Below are 17,838 nucleotides of genomic sequence, written 5' to 3' on the forward strand. Positions count from 1 at the left end.
CCCATTCTGGGTAACGTTGTACTTATATTAATTAAGGACACTCTTGAATGACGTGAATGTTTTGCAAAGATAGCAGAGCAAAGAGAAGAGAAGAAAAGCAAAGAAAAAAAGACAAAGAAAAGGAGGGCCGATGGCCATGTCCGACCCCCAGCACCCCGCCTATATCCCAGGTCTGCGCAACCTCAAAACCGCCCTGGCAGTCCTAATCATCCTGACCCTCGCGAAGCTGATGGACTACCCTGCCCCCATGTACGCCGGCATTGCGGCAATCACCACCATGCAGGACAGCATTGCCCATTCCATTTCCTATGGCAAAATGCGGATTATGGCCACTTTGGTTGGCGGCCTCATGTCCGTCATCATTCTGTACGCCACGCGGCACATCCCGGTCGAAAGCATTTCCATCCTGCTGATCCCTCTGGGCATTGTGTTGACCATTTTGCTGTGCAACATCATCCGCTTCAAGGAAGCGTCAGGCCTCGCGACGGTGGTCTTCGTCATCATCATGATGCAGTATACCGGAGACCCCTATACCTATGCCATCATTCGAACGATTGAGACCATTGTTGGGATCGTCATAGCCGTGGTGATCAACCGCTGTGTCAAGCAGCCGGAAAGTCCGGAGCCTGCAGAACCCGCTTGATGGACACAAATGGTGTAATCTTACACTTAGCTCTGGCACCGGATTTAACTTGGTGACAGGCACTCAGTTCAACTTTGTACCAGAGCCTATCGTCCTCCCCTATGACGTCAAAGTCACCCTTTCCGCTAACAGCTTAAACCTAAAAGGACGGAGAAATGGATTCACTTTCCATTTCTCCGTCCTTTTTAAGCTTCTACTTCGCCATCAGCCAAACACCCACAGCCGCCGCGATCACCGCAAAGACATAAAAGAAGATCACAGTGCCCTGCTCGCCCAGCAGCTTCCGGAACAGTCTAATTTTGGCCATATTCCAGATCTTTTCGGGTTTTTTCGCGGCAATCCAAACCACCGCGACGCTATAAAGGATGAGAAATATACCTAAAAGTGCGAGTCCGTCCATTTAATAGACCTCCTTAAAAAGTTCAGTTCAGCCCACGCGCGATCCGCCTGCTGAGCAGCGCGAAGACCACCGCCGTAATCGCCAGCACAATCCCAGTGTTTCGCAGGACCACGCCCCAGGTCGCCTCCAGCAGCACAATGCGGTTCATGCTGTCAAACGCCCAGTAAAACGGCGACCAGTAAAGCAATGGATTCCACTTGTCCGCCAGGAAAATCGCGCCCATAATCGACGCTAAAATAGGCACAAACAGCACCTTCATGCTGGACGCCGCGCTGATCACGTTGTCGTTCATAACCCCAATCACAAAGCCAATCAGCACGCTGATCAACGCAATAGAAAATATCGCCACTGTGACCATGCCGTAGTTCAGCCCCTCAAACCCCAGGATCAGCAGCACCCCAAAGGCGTGAATCACCGGAATCACGACGCCCAAAAGCCCTTTTCCAATAACAAAAGCTTTCCGGCTCACCGGCGCCACGTTCATGGCCGACAGCGTATTGTCCTGCTTCTCCTCCACCAGGTTGATCAGGATCACCATGCCCCCGAAGACCGACATGAAGACCACCAGCACCGACGCCCCGAACTGCTTGAGCGGCGGCAGCTTCCAGCCAATGTCGGAGACGAGCGCGTCCATCGGCAGCTCAAGGTCCTGGTTGACATAAGCATCCAGCACCAGCTCAAAAATCTCGTCCATGCCCTCCTGCTCGTTGCCTTCCTTCACAATCTCAAAGCCCCCCTCGCCCGCCTGACGCAGGCCAAACACGTCGTCCGTGGCTCGGACCCTGCGTTCCAGGGCCTCCCCGTCCGCCTCCAGAACCTCCACTTTGCCGATGGTCTCAAGATATTCCACCACCGCCGGCTCTACACTCGGATCCACCGCCATCTGCAGCACATTGGCCCCCACGGACGGAATCAGACCCCGCAGGATGAGCGCGCTGAGGAACGGCGCCAAAATGACATACACAATAATATTATCCCTAAGACCACTCCGGACATCCCGTCCGGTGATCCTCAAAATTTTCCGAAACATTACCCGTCACCTCCCCTTTGACCGAGTTCAGGACCAGGATGAAACCCAAGTTCCAGTCCAAATCCCAGCCTATGCCCAAACCCCATCCCAAACTCAAACCGTCAGCGTCTTCTTGAACCGGTAGAGCGCCAGCATGAAAATCAAGGCCGCACCAGCCAAGAGCCCGCCCGCAGTCGCGTAGACGTAAGTCAGGTTCGGCTGCTGATACAGCAGCTCCCGGATCGACACCAGCATAGGATACGTCGGGATCATCCGGATGATGAGTGGGCTGAAGGACGGCATAAAATACGAAATCGTCGAAAACGCCAGCACAAAGACGACGACAAAAATGCTGCTCATGGCCTTCATCAGATCATCGTAAAAGCTGGTGAGCAGGAGCCCAATCGCCGTGCCAAACAGGTTGGCCGCCGCCATAAAAATCATGAGCGGCCCATAGTGGGCTGACCCGCGAGCTATGGCCACCGTCACCAAAAGCGACGTCAGCATGCCCATAACCAGCATCATCCCGAGCTTAGCCAGCAGATAATCTGAAATCTTCGCGGGTGTCACCGTCAGCGCCTTGATTGTACCCTCATCCTTGTCCATAAAGATGTAGGCCGCCACAATAAACAGCCCGGTAAAGGCGGAGTTCAGCACGAGAAATACCGGCAGCACCGTCAGCCGGTCAGACAGCTTCTCCCGCGCCCCACCGAGGGTCGTGATCGACACCTGATCCTCATAGTCAGGCATATAAGTCGTCAGGTCCCCAATAAAAGTCTGCTTCAGCAGTTCCACCAGTTTCGGACTCTCGTAGCCCTGCAGCACGAAGTCATAGGTGATCCGCCCTTCCGCGCTCTGGAACACATGGATTCCCGCGGCCTCCCGGTCTTCCAGCAGGGCGTTCTCAATCGCTTCCCGGCTGTCCAGATAGATCAGCCGGTCCGCCTCAGCGCCCTCGTCAAAGAGTGTCCGCACCGAACTATACGCCGGCTCCTCCAGTTCGATCAGCGTGTAGATGTCGTGCTCCGTCGTAAAATTCTCCGGCAGCACAAACAGCATCACCAGAATGAAAATCACCGCCAGCGCGATTTCAATATAAATGTAGAAGGTCCGGAAGGACAGCTTCAGGTCCTTCAAAAAAGTCGTCAGAAATTTCATAGCTTACACCAGCTTTCTTCCGGTGACCTTGATAAAAATCTCCTCCAGCGTCGCTTCCTTGGTGTGCATCGTCTCAATCTTCCTGGTGGCCAGCACCTCCTGAAGCGCCGCGACCTCCACCGGATCCACCAGAGAGAAGTGCCGCCTGATCAGATGGGCACCAGTACCGGTACCCCCGCCGATGGTCGCCCGACCCACAGTGCCGGTGCCGCTGCCATCGGCAGAATCACTGACAATAGGCTGTTCAGCCGCAACGGCCTGATTGGCCTCATCACCCTGAGCGGCCTCTTCCACATACTCCACCTCGACCAGCTTCTCGCCGTACTTGAGTTTGAGATTTCGCGGCGAATCGATCAGCCTGAGCTCCCCGTCCACAATGAACCCGACCCGGTCGCAAAGCTCATCCGCCAGAAACATGTTGTGGGTCGTCAGAAAAATCGTGGTGCCTCGCTCCTTCTTCTCCTTCACAATATCCTTGATCACGCTGGCGATGGCTGGGTCCAGCCCCGTCGTCGGCTCATCCAGGAACCACAGGATCGGCTGGTTGAGCATGCTGCGCACGAAGGTCAGCCGGTGCTTCATCCCCTTCGAAAACGTCGCCGCCTTCTTGGACGCCACCTGCTCCAGCCCCACGAGGGTCAGCAGTTCCATAGGGTCCAGGGTTGGCACGTCGAACAGCTTCCTGTAGAACTCCAGGTTCTCCAGGGCCGTCAGCTTGCCGTAGACGTTGGACTGCTCAAAGGAAACCCCCAGCTTGTTGAACATCTCCCGCTTCGGATGGTGCATATCGTAGCCCGCCACCTGGACCTCCCCGGTCTTCAGAGGCAGCAGCCCCGTCAAAATGTTCTGCGTCGTGGATTTCCCGGCCCCGGACGGCCCCAGCAGCCCGAAGGATTCCCCCTCCGCGATCTCAAAGCTGATGTCCTTCACCGCGTACTTGTCGTCGTTGGTGTAAGAGTAGTAAAGCCCTTCCACTTTAACCATGTGTTTCACCTCCTGAAATTGCTGAACCCCTTAAGCCTTCCCAATCCCAAATCTCAAAAGATCCAAAAATTTGCCGATGGTCACCAAAACCCCATCATCATAAAAATAGTCGTCCTTCTTCGCAATGTGCTTCTGATAATACTCGCTGATCTCCACGTTGAGGGCGCTGATCAGGTGGGCGGTGAGCCCCAGATCGATGTCCGGCCGAATCTCCCCCCGCTCGATCCCCAAGATCAGCAGCTGCTCGAACACCTGGTTTGACTTGTCTATGTTGTCCTCGATGATCTCCTTGAACAGCGCGTGCGAAGGATCCGACCTCAAACGATTCCCTATGACCACAAAATCCGGATTATCCCTGGCAAAATTGAGTCCCGTCTCATACATTTCTCTGACGATGACAAAAAAATCATGGTCAAACGGATTTTTCATCACCGGCGTCAGGTACTCCATTTTTTTTGCGATGATCAGGGACATGATGTGTTTGTAGAGGTCCTTCTTGTCCTCGAAGTATTGGTAGAAGCTGCCCTTGGGTATCCCGCTCCCCTTGACGATCCGGTTCACGCTGGCGTTGTCGAAGCTGTATTCCACGAACTCCCGAATGGCAGCTTCTTCGATTTTAGCGCGTTTTTCCGGCGGCAGATTGAAAAAGGTCTCTTTTGGCATAGCTGCACCTCCTGCTGTCTTACAGATCTTTCTATCGATATGACCACTAAGTCATGTGACTTCTTGGTCATATTATACCTCTAATTCGGCGCGATAATCATTAAATAAGGATTAATTTGCATTGGGGTCAGGTACGAAGTTGAACCTGGTACCTGGTTTAGATATGCATACGGTGTCAGGTGCAGAAATATTTTAGAAATACACAGACATTATTTTGTTCATTATTGATTCGAGACAGTCCACCCTCATCAGATTGAAGCTTGGGCCGGAAGGCTTCAAAGCAAAGCGGGTCAGATCCCGGCTGTCCACTATAAACAGCCGGGGTCTGACCCGCTACCTTTATTCCGACGTGCTCCAGAGCGACCGGCGCCTATTGCCTAGCTGCGCTTCCCTCTGGTCTTGGTCTGTTTGCTTTAGCGACCATCGGCAAATGTTCAGGTCTTAGTCTTAGCCTTGATCTTTATCCTCTAGTTCCTGAGGCTGTGAATAGGTGCCGGAATACGGCCGCCGCGCTCCACGAAGAGCTTGGAGGAGGCTTTGTTCACCGGCATGATTGGCGCCCGGCCCAGCAGACCGCCGAACTCCACGTAGTCGCCCACGCCCTTGCCGTGCACCGGAATGACGCGCACTGCCGTAGTCTTGTTGTTGATCATGCCAATCGCCGCCTCGTCCGCGATGATGGCCGAAATCGTCTCCGCGGTCGTATCCCCCGGGATCGCGATCATATCGAGGCCCACCGAGCACACGCAGGTCATAGCTTCGAGTTTGTCCAAGGTCAAAATGCCTTTCTCAACTGCTTCAATCATGCCCTCGTCCTCGCTGACCGGGATGAACGCGCCGCTGAGTCCGCCCACGTGGGAAGACGCCATGGCGCCGCCTTTCTTGACCGCGTCGTTGAGCATCGCCAGTGCCGCCGTGGAACCGTGGGTCCCGCAAGTCTCCAGGCCCATCTCCTCGAGGATTCGGGCCACGCTGTCCCCAACCTCCGGCGTCGGCGCCAAAGACAGATCCACAATGCCATAGGAAACCCCAAGCCGCCGCGACGCCTCCCGGGCCACCAGCTCGCCCATGCGCGTCACCTTGAAGGCCGCCTTCTTGATGGTCTCAGCCACCTCGTCGAAGCTCTTGCCGCGCACCTCTTCCAGCGCGACCTTCACAACCCCCGGTCCACTGACGCCCACGTTGATGGTGCAGTCCGCCTCGCCCGGCCCGTGGAAGGCCCCCGCCATAAACGGATTGTCCTCCACCGCGTTGGAGAAGATGACCAGCTTCGCGCAAGCGATGCCATCTCGGTCCTTCGTCAGGCGCGCGCACTCCTTGACCACCTGACCCATCTCCCGAATGGCGTCCATGTTCATGCCTGCCCGGGTCGTCGCCACGTTCACCGAGCCACAGACGATCTCCGTCTCCGCCAGCGCCCTTGGCAGCGCCTGAATCAGGCGGATGTCGCCCTTTGTCATGCCCTTGTGGACCAGTGCCGAAAAGCCCCCTATGAAGTTGACCCCGACCGCCTTGCCCGCCCGGTCCAGCGCGTGGGCCAGCTCCAGCGTGACGTCCTCCTCGGAAGCCCCCGCCAGCATAGCGATTGGCGTCACCGAAATCCTCTTATGTATGATGGGAATCCCGAATTCCTTTTCGATCTCCTTCGCTACTGGAACCAGCCGCGCGGCGACCCTTGTGATCTTGTCGTAGATTTTCTGCGCCATGACGCTTCCGTTGCCATCGGCACAATCCAGGAGCGAAATGCCCATGGTCACGGTCCGGATGTCGAGTTTCTGTTCGTGGAACATTTCCTGGGTGTCCAGGATTTGCCGCATAGTTAACATAACATCCTCCTAAATCTGGTGCATAGCGGTGAAAACCTCTTCCCGCTTCACTCTGATCTGCATGCCCAGTTCGTTTTCGACTTCCTGCATCTTCGCCTGCAGCTCCTCAATGTTCGTGTTGAGTTTGCCAAGGTCCACGATCATGACCATGGTGAACAGCCCCTGCATGATGGTCTGGCTGATGTCGTCGATGTTGACTTCACGCTCGTACAGCGCCGTGGCGATCTTCGCGATGATCCCCGGCCGGTCTTTCCCAAGAACTGTAATCACTGCTTTCAATTGAATTGCCCCCATTTCCCTCAAACAGGTCAGGTGTGACGGTGACGGCGTTAGCGCCGGCGCTGGAATCCGTCCGGGTCCGAGAACCAGTACCAGTACCAGACCAAAACCAATACCTCTGCCGATGGTCACCCACCCACACCTTTTCTCCCACTCAAGTTTTCAGAATTTTTCACATTATAGCACAGAACAGAAGGGCATGAACAGCATTTTATTAACAATATTTAATTTATATTAACGATCGTTCGTAATAGTGTATGTTTTTGTATACAATAATACGGTAATTCGATATTATTCTGCGTATGCACGGCAGAAAATACAAACAATTAACGAGTGCCTGTCACCGGCTTCAACTGAGTGTCTGACACCAACTTCAACTGAGTGCCTGTCACCTACTTCAACTGAGTGTCTGACACCAACTTCAACTGAGTGTCTGACACCAACTTCATTTCGGTGCCAGAGCATGCGAAAACGACTTTCATTCTCGCGCTCCCCGTCCGACCACAATCCTCAGATCCTTATTCCCTAATCGCATTCTTCAGCGCCTTCACAAACGCGCCCACAGGCGCAGCCGCTCCGGTGCCGTGCTTCGCCACCAAATCCACCACGGCGCTGCCGACTATGACCCCTTCAGCATACTTCGCCAAAGCCTTCGCCTGCTCCGGTGTGGAAATACCAAAGCCCACCGCCGTTGGAACCGTCGCGTGCCTCTGAATCTCCCCAAAAAACGCGTCAAAATCCGTCGCGAACCCAGCCCGCGTCCCCGTCACCCCCAGGGAGGACACGCAGTACAGGAAGCCCTCGCTGTTCTGGGCAATGGCATGGATCCGGTCCCGGGACGTCGGCGCCACCAGACTGATCAGGTGAACCCTATGAGCCCTGGCCTCCCCGGAAATCTCCACCTGCTCCCCGTAAGGCAGATCCGGCACAATCACCCCGTCAATCCCCGCACGGGCGCAGGCCTCAAAAAACCGGTCCTTCCCATAATGCAGAATACAATTCAAATACATCATCAGAAGCAGCGGCGTCTCCGTCACTCCCCCAGACCTGAGCCGCGTCACCAGGTCAAAAATCCCCGGCAGAGTCGCCCCCGCCTCCAAAGCCCTGGCACTGGCAGCCTGAATGATCGGCCCCTCCGCCATGGGATCTGAAAACGGCACGCCCAGCTCCACCAAATCTGCGCCTTGAGCAATCATTTCCAGCACCAGCGCCTCCGTCGTCGCCATGTCCGGGTCGCCCGCCGTCACAAACGTGATCAGTGCCTTCTCCCTGCGATGTCTGAGCCCCTCAAAAGTCGCATCAATCCTATTCATGGATGTTTTCCCCCCTGTACTTCGCCACAGACTGCACGTCCTTGTCCCCGCGCCCGGACAGACAGATCACCAGAATCTCCTCCGGCCCCATCTCCGGCGCGATCTTCCTCGCCAGCGCCACCGCGTGGGCCGACTCAATGGCCGGAATGATCCCCTCCACCTTCGCCAGGTACTCAAAGGAATCCACCGCCTCCGCGTCCGTCACCGGCAAGTACTCCGCTCTGCCGATGGACGCCAAATAAGCATGCTCAGGCCCAATGCCCGGATAATCCAAACCGGCGGAGATGGAGTACACCGGCATGATTTGCCCGCCGTCATCCTGCAGAAACAGCGACTTCATCCCATGAAAAACCCCCGTCTCCCCCATGGTCACCGTAGCCGCGTTCATCCGCGTGTCGACGCCATGCCCCGCTGCCTCCGCGCCAACCAGCCGAACGCCCGGGGAATCGATAAAATCATAAAACGCCCCCATGGCATTGGACCCGCCGCCTACACAGGCTATGACGCAATCCGGCAGCCGCCCGGCTTCCACGGCAAGCTGCGCCCGGACCTCTTCACCAATAACTTTCTGGAAGTCCCGGACAATCATAGGAAACGGATGGGGCCCCATGACAGAGCCAATCATATAAAACGTAGTATCCGCCTCCCCGGCCCAGCAGCGGAACGCCTCGTTGACCGCGTCCTTCAGCGTCCCCGTACCGCTTGACACCCCAGTAACCTTGGTCCCCAGGAGCTTCATCCGGTAAACGTTGAGCTGCTGGCGCTCCATGTCCTCCACGCCCATGAACACCTCGCACTCCATGCCCAGGAGCGCCGCTGCCGTCGCCGCGGCAACCCCGTGCTGGCCTGCCCCTGTCTCAGCGATCAGCCTCTTCTTGCCCATCTTCTTAGCAAGGAGCGCCTGCCCCAGAACGTTGTTGATCTTGTGGGACCCCGTGTGGTTCAAGTCCTCCCGCTTCAGATAAATCTGCGCGCCCCCCAAGTCCTGGGTCATCTTGCGCGCCGGATACAGCATGGACGGCCGTCCCGCGTACCCTTCCAGCAGTGCCTTCAGCTCCGCCCTGAACTCCGGCTCCTGCGAAAACTTCGTGTACGCCGCCTCTAACTCAATCAACGCGTTCATCAGCGTCTCGGGGACATATTGCCCCCCAAACTCACCGTATCTTCCTGGCTTTGTCATGCTCTTTTCCCCCCGACTCGTTCTATAATTTCGATGATGTCTTCCATCTTTGAAAGATCCTTAAACCCATCCGTTTCAATGCCGCTGGACAAGTCGATCCCATAAGGCTCGACGGCATAAACCGCCTCTTCCAGGTTCCCGGCGTTCAACCCGCCTGCCAGAAAAAATGGCTTCGTGAGCTGTTCCTTGACACCGCGAATCATGTTCCAGTCCGCGACTACACCCGTACCCCCGGCCATGCCCGGTGTAAAGGCGTCCAGCAGCAGCCGGTCCACCTCAAGCCCGTCCGCAGCCAGCAGCACCGCCGCGTCTGTTGTCCTCACGGCCTTCCAAATCTCAGGACATTTGCCGATGGTTCCAGAACACACACCCGACAGCGCCTCTTTAACTGCCCGAATTTCCTCTGGTCCTTCATCCCCATGCAGCTGCACAACATCCAGTTTCGCCTGCCGCACTGCCTCAAGGATTTCCTCCAAAGACGCGTTCACAAACACGCCGACCTTCTTCATGCCTTCCGCCAGCCCCAACCCCAACTGTCCCGCAAGTTCAGGACTCACCTGCCGCTTGCTCTTCGCGAAGACAAAGCCAATATAGTCCGGACGGGTCTGATTCGCGTATTCAATATCCTCAGGACGTCTAAGTCCGCAGAATTTTATTTTCATTGTATGTCAACTCACTTTCTAATGAGGGAAACTGGGGGTCGTTAGGCGTAAGCCGCTGACACCGAGTTTCAGAAACTGGGTGTCTGACACCGAGTTTCATCGACCCCCAGTTTCCTTCCTTTTTCAACATTTTCTATTACAACCCCTTAAGTCCCTTAAGCGTCCCTTCGACGTCCTTGCTTCGCATCAAGGTCTCGCCGATCAGCACCGCGTCGGCGCCCCAGGACCGTACCGCCTCCATGTCTTTTGCATCCCGGATGCCGCTTTCTGAGATGCAGAGGCGGTCTTTAGGGACCATCGGCAGCAGTCTTTGGGTGGTGGAGAGCTCCACATTGAAGGTTTTGAGGTCCCGGTTGTTAATGCCAATCAGTTCGGCCCCGCAGTCAATGGCCCGCGTCATCTCCGCTTCGTCGTGGACCTCCACCAGGGCGTCCAGTCCAAGGGAGGCCGCCAGGGCCATAAAGGACCGGATCTCTTCGTCGCTGAGAATCGCGACAATCAGCAGAATCGCGTCAGCGCCAATCACACGGGCCTCGTAAATCTGGTAGTCGTCAAAGATGAAGTCCTTCCGGATGATGGGGAGGGACACCGCTTGGCGCACCTGCTTCAAATAGTCGGAGCCGCCCTGGAAATAGGCTTCCTCCGTCAGCACGGAAATGGCGCTGGCGCCGCTGCGCTCATAGGCTGCCGCGACCTCCGCCGGGCGGAAATCCGGCTGGATCAGGCCCTTGGATGGGGAGGCCTTTTTGACCTCCGCAATAATGGACAGGCCTTCCGCAGCCAAAGCCTTTGCGAAACCCTTGGTCGCCCGCTCAGGGGATGCGCTATCAGCGATCTCCAGAGCCATGCGCTTCATTTCCTCACGCCCGACCGCCGAGATCTCCTTGGCCAGCTGAATTTTGCGTTTTTCAACAATCTCATCCAATATCATGGTTGTCCTCCCTAAGTCCCTATAAACCTATTAAAGTTAGTACTATTAAGCTTTCCTGCCTACCGCGTTTCGCCGGACATCTATCTCCCATACTGCTGGGTCGTCTCCGCCAGTGCCTTCAGCTTCGCCAGAGCCCGCCCGCTGTCAATGGATTCTCGGGCTGCCGCTACGCCTGCCACAAAGCTGTCCACTTTACCGGAGGCCACCAGGGCCGCCGCCGCGTTCAGAAGCACAACATCCCGCTTTGGTCCCTGCATGCCGTTTAAAATATCCAGCGTGATCTTGGCATTCTCCTCAGGCGTTCCCCCTACCAGGTTCACGAGCTCTGTCGAAGTCAGCCCGACCTCTTCCGGGGTAATTTTGTAGGTGCGGGTCTGACCCCGCTTGATCTCACAAATCGTCGTCGCGCCTGTCAAAGTGACCTCATCGAGGCCGTCGGAGCCGTGTACCACGAGGGCACCCTGGACGCCCAGCTGAACTAAAACATTCGCCAGAACTTCTACCAGCTTTTCATCATAAACCCCAAGAAGCATGTAAGGGGCTCCCGCCGGATTGGACAGTGGTCCCAAAATATTGAAAACACTCCGCAGTCCCAGCTCCCGCCGCGGTGTCGCCGCATGGCGCATGGAGCCGTGGAAGGCCGGCGCAAACATAAAGGTCACACCGGTCTTCTCCAAACAGTCCAGGGCCTGTTCCGGCGTCAGATTGAGCCGGACCCCCAGCTGTTCCAGGACATCCGCGCTGCCGGAGCGACTGGAGACACTGCGGTTTCCGTGCTTGGCCACCGGCTGCCCGGCGCCCGCCACCACAAGAGCGGTCGTCGTCGAAATATTGAAGGTGTTGCTGAGGTCACCGCCGGTGCCCACAATATCCACTGCCGGCAAAGTAGTTTTAACTGTGGCCGCTTTGCTGATCATGGCTCTGGCAAAGCCCGTAATCTCATCCACGGATTCGCCCTTCATCCGCAGCGCCGTCATAAATGCCGCGATCTGGGCATCCGTTGCACCGCCATCCATGATGCAGCCCATGGCATTTTCTGCCTCAGAGGCACTCAGGGACTCGCCCTCCGCCACCGTCAGAAGATAGCGCTTCAGCGCCGACTTCTCTTCGCTGGACACCGGCATCTGGAGGACCTGGCTGGTGGCCTGCACCCCCGCCACTTTAGTGACAAACTTGTACAGCATGGACTTGCCATGTGGAGTCAGCACGGACTCCGGATGGAACTGCACTCCATAAACCGCCAGCGCTTCATTTTCCACTGCCATGATTTCACCCTTGGCGGTCTTAGCGGTCACTTTCAAGGTCTCGGGCAAAGACAAAGGATCCAGCACCAGCGAGTGATACCGTGCCACCTCCAGCTTTACCGGCAGCCCTTCAAAGAGCTTAGAGGACGGATCCACCTCAATCATGCTGGACTTCCCGTGGACCTGCTCTGAGGCGTGAACCACCCGGCCCCCAAAAGCCTCACCTATGGCCTGCAGTCCCAGGCAAACCCCCAGCATAGGAATCTTGCCGGCGAAATGTCGGATCGCTTCAATGGTGATCCCCGCGCTGGCCGGAAAGCCAGGCCCCGGCGACAGGATCAGGGCCTCAGGCCCTAAAGCTTCAATCTCCGCCAAAGTAATCTGGTCATTGCGTACCACTTTCAAGTCCGGATAAAACGACCCGATCTCCTGATACAGGTTATAAGTAAACGAATCGTAGTTGTCTATGATCAAGATCATTAGAGATCCCCCGCTTCCACAATAGCTTGAACGACGGCCTTCGCCTTGTTGACCGTCTCCTCATATTCTTTCTCCGGCACTGAGTCCGCCACAATCCCGGCCCCCGCCTGGACATAGGCCTTCCCGCCTGTAAACAGCGCCGTCCGAATGGCAATGCACGTATCCATGTCCCCATTCAGCGCCAGGTAGCCCGCCGTGCCGCCATAAATCCCCCGTCGGCTGCTTTCCAGGGAGTCTATGATTTCCATAGCCCTGACCTTGGGCGCCCCGGACAGCGTCCCCGCCGGCAGCACCGACTTCAGAACGTCCAGGCCGCTCAGGCCCGGCTTCAAATTGCCTTCCACGTCGCTCACCAGGTGCATGACCTTGGAGTACCGCTCCACCTTCATCAGCGTCGTTACTTCTACTGATCCAAAGGCGGCGACCCTGCCTACATCGTTTCGTCCCAGGTCCACCAGCATCATGTGCTCCGCCCGCTCCTTGGGATCGTTCAGCAGCTGCGCCTCCAGCTGAAGGTCCTCCGCCGCGTCGAGCCCCCGGCGGATCGTCCCGGCGATAGGCCGCGTCATGATCCGCTCGTCAGTCACACTGGCCAGTCGCTCGGGGGACGCCCCGGCAATCTCATAGGACGGAAACTTGAAGTAATACATGTAAGGCGACGGATTCTGCACCCGCAGCACCCGGTACACATCGAAGGCCGGCGGCGGGTTATCCACCTCAAACCGCTGAGACAGAACGATCTGGAACGCGTCCCCATCATAGATGTGATGTTGGGCCTTCCGAACCTTCTCCATAAACGCCTCCCGCGTCGTGTCGCTGGTGGCCTCGGCCTCGCGCTGACGGGGCTTCCTGCCATTACTGAACCTCTGACCTCCTGCTCTGCCGATGGCAGTCGAAAGTCCCTCCGACAAGTCCCGCAGCCTCTGAACCGCCGCTGCGTATTCTGCCTCGAAACCAGCGTCGCTCTTAGTTCTGGCATGAGTCATCAAAATGACCTTGTGCTTCAGGTGGTCGAAGGCGATGATCTCTTCAAAATACATCAGATGGATCTCAGGAAGTCCTATTGTGTCTTCAGGACCGGGGCCCAGGGTCGTTTCCACGTATCTTGCCGCGTCATATCCGAAGACGCCCACCAGGCCGCCCGTCAGCGGCGGGAGATGGAGGAGCTTGGGGCTGCGTCGCGTCGAAAGAAAGTCGCCTATGACGGTAAAAGGGTCGGTGATGCGACCATCGGCCACCCTCTGTCCGTTAATGGTCATGATCCCATCCCTGAGCAAAATCTCCGCCTCCGGGCAGCGGCCTATAAAGGAGTAGCGGCCCCACTGGGCCCCGTTTTCAACGCTTTCCAGCAGGAAGCAGTGGGTCGCGTCGTCCTTAATGGCATGGAACAGCTGGATGGGGGTCATCATGTCCGCCATCAGCTCAACGGCAACCGGTACAAGGTCATAGCCCTCTGAGATGCGCTTAGCCTTTTCGAGTTCTGGATAAATCATGGTTGTCACTCCTTGGGTATAGTCATTTTAGTGGAAGCGAAGGGGTGGAAGATGGGTCGATAGGCCAAAGGCCGCTGAGTGATTGGAAGCGGGTGTCAGCGGCCAATGGCTTATTGACCCCGCCTTCCACAAGAAAACTCGGTGTCTGACACCAAGTTTCTTCTTGAGGTGTAACTCGGTGTCTGACACCAAGTTTCACCCAGATTTTCATACAAAAAAAGAGCCTATCCTCCCGGTTTGGGACGATAGACTCGTGGTGCCACCCAATTTTGAGAAATAGTGCTCTCCTTGTTTGAGATACAGCACATGGCGCTGCCGAGTCTTTTGCTGCGACGTCCGGCATCTGTGTTCAACCTGTGCGATATCCTGTCCCTATAACGCGAGACACGCGGCTATGGATACTTCAGCAGTCCGCCCCAGCTGGCCGATCCGGCCAAACCAGGCAAACGCGGTTCACCATGCTCCTCACAAACCCATTCGTACGCGGCGTCTGTGCCGGCATCCCACCACCGCCGGCTCTCTGTGACATTCGCTGATGCCTACTACTTACTTTTGCTTCAGGATCAAATATTGATAATCAATTTTTAGAATTATACTGCCGAGGCCGCCGCTTTGTCAAGGCCATCTTTTTTAGTCTTTTCAAATTTTTCATAATTTTTGTGAAAACGCGCCGCCAGTGCTTGGGCAGCCACGTCATACTCACCGGGATCCGCCCAAGTGAATCGCGGATTCAGAAGCTCAGACGGCACCCCCGGGCAAGCCTTGGGAATGCTGAGCCCAAAGAACGGCTCCGTCTCAAACGCCACCGAGTCCAGCTCGCCGTTCATGGCCGCGTTGACCATAGCCCTGGTATAGGCCAGCTTAATGCGGTCCCCGGTGCCATAGGCGCCGCCCACCCAACCGGTGTTGACCAGATACGCTTTGGTGCCATAGGTCTCCATGCGCTTTTTCAGCAGACCTGCATAAACCATGGGATCCCTCGGAAGGAACGGTTCCCCAAACCCTGTCGAAAAAGTCGCTTCCGGCTCCGTGATGCCCCGTTCTGTCCCCGCCAGCTTGCTCGTGTAGCCCGAGAGGAAGTGGTAGAGGGCCTGTTCCGTGGTCAGCCTTGAAATAGGCGGCATAACGCCAAAGGCGTCCGCCGTCAGGAACAAAATAGTTTTGGGATGTCCGCCCCTGCCGCTAGGCACAGCGCCTGGTATGAACTCCAGCGGATATGCCGCCCGGGTGTTCTCTGTCACCTGGTCTGTTGAAAAGTCGCTGATCCGCGTCAGCGGGTCCATGATGACGTTTTCCAGAACTGACCCAAAGCGCACGGCGTCGAAAATCTCCGGCTCCTTGTCTCGGGTCAGCCCTATACATTTCGCATAGCAGCCGCCTTCGAAGTTGAACACGCCGTCATCGCTCCAGCCGTGCTCGTCGTCTCCGATCAGCTGGCAGTGGGGATCCGCGGACAACGTCGTCTTACCTGTCCCCGACAGTCCAAAGAACAGCGTCGTGTCCCCCGCGTCATTGATGTTGGCAGAGCAGTGCATAGGAAAGACGCCGGCTTCCGGCAGCAGGTAGTTCATCACCGTAAAGACCGCCTTCTTCATTTCCCCCGCGTACCGCGTCCCGCCTATGATGACCGTCTTCTCCTTGAGATTCAGAATGACGAACGCTTCCGAGCGGGTCCTGTCCACGTTGGTGAACGCGTTGAAGCCAGGCACGCACAGCAGCGTGTACTCCGGCACATGGCTCTCCAGTTCCTCTGCCGATGGTCTCACAAACAGCTGCCGGGCAAACAGGTTCTGCCACGCATACTGGTTGATGACCGAAATGGGAATCCGGTGCTTCGGATCCGTTCCGCAGTAGCCCTGGAATATGTATAAGTCCCGGTCCTCAAGGTAGGCAGTCAGACGGTAATAAATCCGCCAGTACACATCCTCCGTCATGGGCTGGTTGATTTTGCCCCAGGAAATCTTGTCGTGCACATCGGGCGAATCCACAATAAACCGGTCCAGTGGCGAACGCCCCGTATATTTCCCCGTACGAATGGCCAGCGCCCCCGTGCTTGAGAGGACACCCTCCCTATTGATCAGCGCCTGCTCTACCAGCCTCGCTGGCGGCAGATTGTCAAATACATCCCCCACGTTGTAAATGGATAGGTTCTTTAAATATGCTGTATAATCCATATGTACCTTCCTTCTTGTGATGCCCTTCCAGAAGGGCCCAGTTCTCTCAACATGACTATATCAGGATTATTCCCTTTTAGACAATGCAAGAAACAAGGCATTTAACTGAAAACTCTAAAACAAAAAAGGAAATACCTGCCGATGGACGTGAAACCTTCAAAGTTCGAGAAAAACGGACGAATCCAAATCTTCCGGTTTCGTCCGCCCAATAGGCCTTTATTCGCCCGCCACCTCTAAGCCTGACATCCAGTTGCCATAGCGCTGAATTACTTCCTGGTCCAAGCCATATTTCGCGTCCAAACCTGATAGGAGCGCGTCGGCCTCCTGTCTGGCCGCTTCATTCAGTATGCCATCATGTTCCTCAAGGATCGACATAAAACTTTGAACAAGCTCTACCGTATAGGAGTTCTCAATCTGGCTGACGGACTTGAAGAAATCAACCGTGGCCTCTTCAATCCGATTGGTCTCATAGTTGAAGTTTGGAGTATTGTTCACCCCAAAGAACATCATGACCATGTGATCTCTGTAGCGCACAGCCAGATATTGCTCATACAGCGTACCTTGATAGTCTTCCAAAAGTTTCTCCATATGCCATGTTCTCGCACCCAGTACCTCCCGGTCCACAATTAGAGCAGCGTCTGACAGCATAGGCTCGAGGGCGTCAATGGCGAGCGTCTCAATCAGCTGCGACATTTCCGGTGTATTGCAGCCCCTGTATTTGGCAATTTCCGTGAAGTCCACGAGATAGAAAAGCATGCCCTCGGCACTGGCCACATAATAGCCCTGTGACTTTGCGTCCTCAACCATTGCTTTGATTTCCGGATCAGAGATTTCTTCAACGTGGCGATTCAACAGAACATAGTGATATTGATGAGCCTCGGCGGCCTTGAAAAAGCGCTCCAGCGCCCCTTCTGTGGCCATAAAGGGCTCGAGGGCCTTGTAATCCTCAAAGCTGTTTCGCCTCAATCCCGCGATGGCATAAGCGGTAAAACGGTCTGCCGCCTCTGGGGATAGTATTGTGATGCCCTTCACATAAGCACTGTAGATCTTCCGGCTGTCCGCGCCATTCTGAACTAACCTCTCCATGTCTTCAAGAATGGCCTTTTGATCCTCCTCTGGCGCTTCTTGACTTGTCACTTCCGTAGGAATCGCTTCAAGGTACCCGTTCAAGATGGCCAGATAACGCTTTTCTGTTTCAGAACCGGCCTCTGCCGATGGTTCCGGTTCCACCACCGTCACCCCACCGCCTGGTTCTGTTGGCATCTCCGTTTCAGGTTCTGCAGGACTGCAGCCTGCCAGCAACGCAATGGCAAATAGTATCAAGGTTCCCAACACCATGCAGCGATATCTCCATTGTATATTCATTTCCATCCTCTTCCTTTCCATCCTCTTCATTTCT

Annotated in this window: 16 protein-coding genes and 1 pseudogene; 1 reads left to right on the top strand and 16 read right to left on the bottom strand. The window is 55.9% G+C overall.

Annotation, left to right across the window (positions count from 1 at the left end; all coding sequences use genetic code 11):
- Window positions 1-136 precede the first annotated feature (136 nt).
- Complete coding sequence (locus tag OEL90_RS03200) at window positions 137-643, top strand: FUSC family protein (protein WP_300687102.1); 507 nt, start codon at window positions 137-139, stop codon at window positions 641-643.
- A 193-nt stretch (window positions 644-836) separates the two neighbouring features.
- Here the strand turns inward: OEL90_RS03200 and OEL90_RS03205 are convergent, their stop codons facing one another.
- The 16 genes and pseudogenes from OEL90_RS03205 to OEL90_RS03275 all read right to left on the bottom strand — a co-directional run bounded on the left by OEL90_RS03205 (window position 837) and on the right by OEL90_RS03275 (window position 17,804).
- Window positions 837-1,043, bottom strand: coding sequence for a hypothetical protein (locus OEL90_RS03205; RefSeq protein WP_291404564.1), 207 nt, complete (start codon window positions 1,041-1,043; stop codon window positions 837-839).
- Window positions 1,044-1,065: 22 nt separating this feature from the next.
- Window positions 1,066-2,073: an ABC transporter permease gene (locus tag OEL90_RS03210; protein ID WP_300687104.1), complete on the bottom strand. Its 1,008-nt coding sequence runs from the start codon at window positions 2,071-2,073 to the stop codon at window positions 1,066-1,068.
- A 93-nt stretch (window positions 2,074-2,166) separates the two neighbouring features.
- Window positions 2,167-3,210: an ABC transporter permease gene (locus OEL90_RS03215; RefSeq protein WP_300687106.1), complete on the bottom strand. Its 1,044-nt coding sequence runs from the start codon at window positions 3,208-3,210 to the stop codon at window positions 2,167-2,169.
- A gap of 3 nt (window positions 3,211-3,213) precedes the next feature.
- Window positions 3,214-4,194 (bottom strand): ABC transporter ATP-binding protein, encoded by a 981-nt coding sequence (locus OEL90_RS03220; protein WP_300687108.1) that lies wholly within the window; start codon window positions 4,192-4,194, stop codon window positions 3,214-3,216.
- A 30-nt stretch (window positions 4,195-4,224) separates the two neighbouring features.
- Window positions 4,225-4,857, bottom strand: coding sequence for a TetR/AcrR family transcriptional regulator (locus tag OEL90_RS03225; RefSeq protein WP_291404560.1), 633 nt, complete (start codon window positions 4,855-4,857; stop codon window positions 4,225-4,227).
- Between the two features lie 467 nt (window positions 4,858-5,324).
- Window positions 5,325-6,683, bottom strand: coding sequence for a PFL family protein (locus tag OEL90_RS03230; protein ID WP_291404559.1), 1,359 nt, complete (start codon window positions 6,681-6,683; stop codon window positions 5,325-5,327).
- Between the two features lie 9 nt (window positions 6,684-6,692).
- On the bottom strand, window positions 6,693-7,094 hold the full coding sequence (locus OEL90_RS03235; protein ID WP_291404558.1) for an ACT domain-containing protein: 402 nt from the start codon (window positions 7,092-7,094) through the stop codon (window positions 6,693-6,695).
- Between the two features lie 386 nt (window positions 7,095-7,480).
- Complete coding sequence (gene trpA / locus OEL90_RS03240) at window positions 7,481-8,275, bottom strand: tryptophan synthase subunit alpha (RefSeq protein WP_291404557.1); 795 nt, start codon at window positions 8,273-8,275, stop codon at window positions 7,481-7,483.
- Entirely contained in the window at window positions 8,268-9,455 is a 1,188-nt protein-coding gene (trpB, locus tag OEL90_RS03245; protein ID WP_291404556.1) for a tryptophan synthase subunit beta, read from the bottom strand. Before trpB ends, trpA begins: the two co-directional genes overlap by 8 nt.
- Window positions 9,452-10,117, bottom strand: a complete 666-nt coding sequence (locus OEL90_RS03250; protein ID WP_300687111.1) for a phosphoribosylanthranilate isomerase — start codon at window positions 10,115-10,117, stop codon at window positions 9,452-9,454. The genes trpB and OEL90_RS03250 overlap by 4 nt, the downstream gene beginning before the upstream one ends.
- Window positions 10,118-10,253: 136 nt before the next feature.
- A complete protein-coding gene (gene trpC / locus OEL90_RS03255; protein ID WP_300687112.1) occupies window positions 10,254-11,048 on the bottom strand; it encodes an indole-3-glycerol phosphate synthase TrpC in 795 nt (264 codons plus the stop codon).
- An 80-nt stretch (window positions 11,049-11,128) separates the two neighbouring features.
- A complete protein-coding gene (gene trpD, locus OEL90_RS03260) occupies window positions 11,129-12,172 on the bottom strand; it encodes an anthranilate phosphoribosyltransferase (RefSeq protein WP_414635013.1) in 1,044 nt (347 codons plus the stop codon).
- Window positions 12,173-12,193: 21 nt separating this feature from the next.
- Window positions 12,194-12,772 (bottom strand): annotated as a pseudogene (locus OEL90_RS15190) (anthranilate synthase component II); the annotation flags it as partial.
- The gene (trpE, locus tag OEL90_RS03265; protein WP_291404552.1) at window positions 12,772-14,265 is read right to left on the bottom strand and encodes an anthranilate synthase component I; all 1,494 of its coding nucleotides are present in this window, start codon (window positions 14,263-14,265) and stop codon (window positions 12,772-12,774) included. The pseudogene OEL90_RS15190 and the gene trpE, both read right to left, overlap by 1 nt.
- Before the next feature lie 590 nt (window positions 14,266-14,855).
- Complete coding sequence (pckA, locus tag OEL90_RS03270; RefSeq protein WP_291404551.1) at window positions 14,856-16,439, bottom strand: phosphoenolpyruvate carboxykinase (ATP); 1,584 nt, start codon at window positions 16,437-16,439, stop codon at window positions 14,856-14,858.
- A gap of 216 nt (window positions 16,440-16,655) precedes the next feature.
- Window positions 16,656-17,804 (bottom strand): hypothetical protein, encoded by a 1,149-nt coding sequence (locus tag OEL90_RS03275; protein WP_291404550.1) that lies wholly within the window; start codon window positions 17,802-17,804, stop codon window positions 16,656-16,658.
- Window positions 17,805-17,838: the final 34 nt, after the last annotated feature.

This window comes from Acidaminobacter sp., assembly GCF_030247605.1.
Taxonomy (GTDB): domain Bacteria; phylum Bacillota; class Clostridia; order Peptostreptococcales; family Acidaminobacteraceae; genus Acidaminobacter.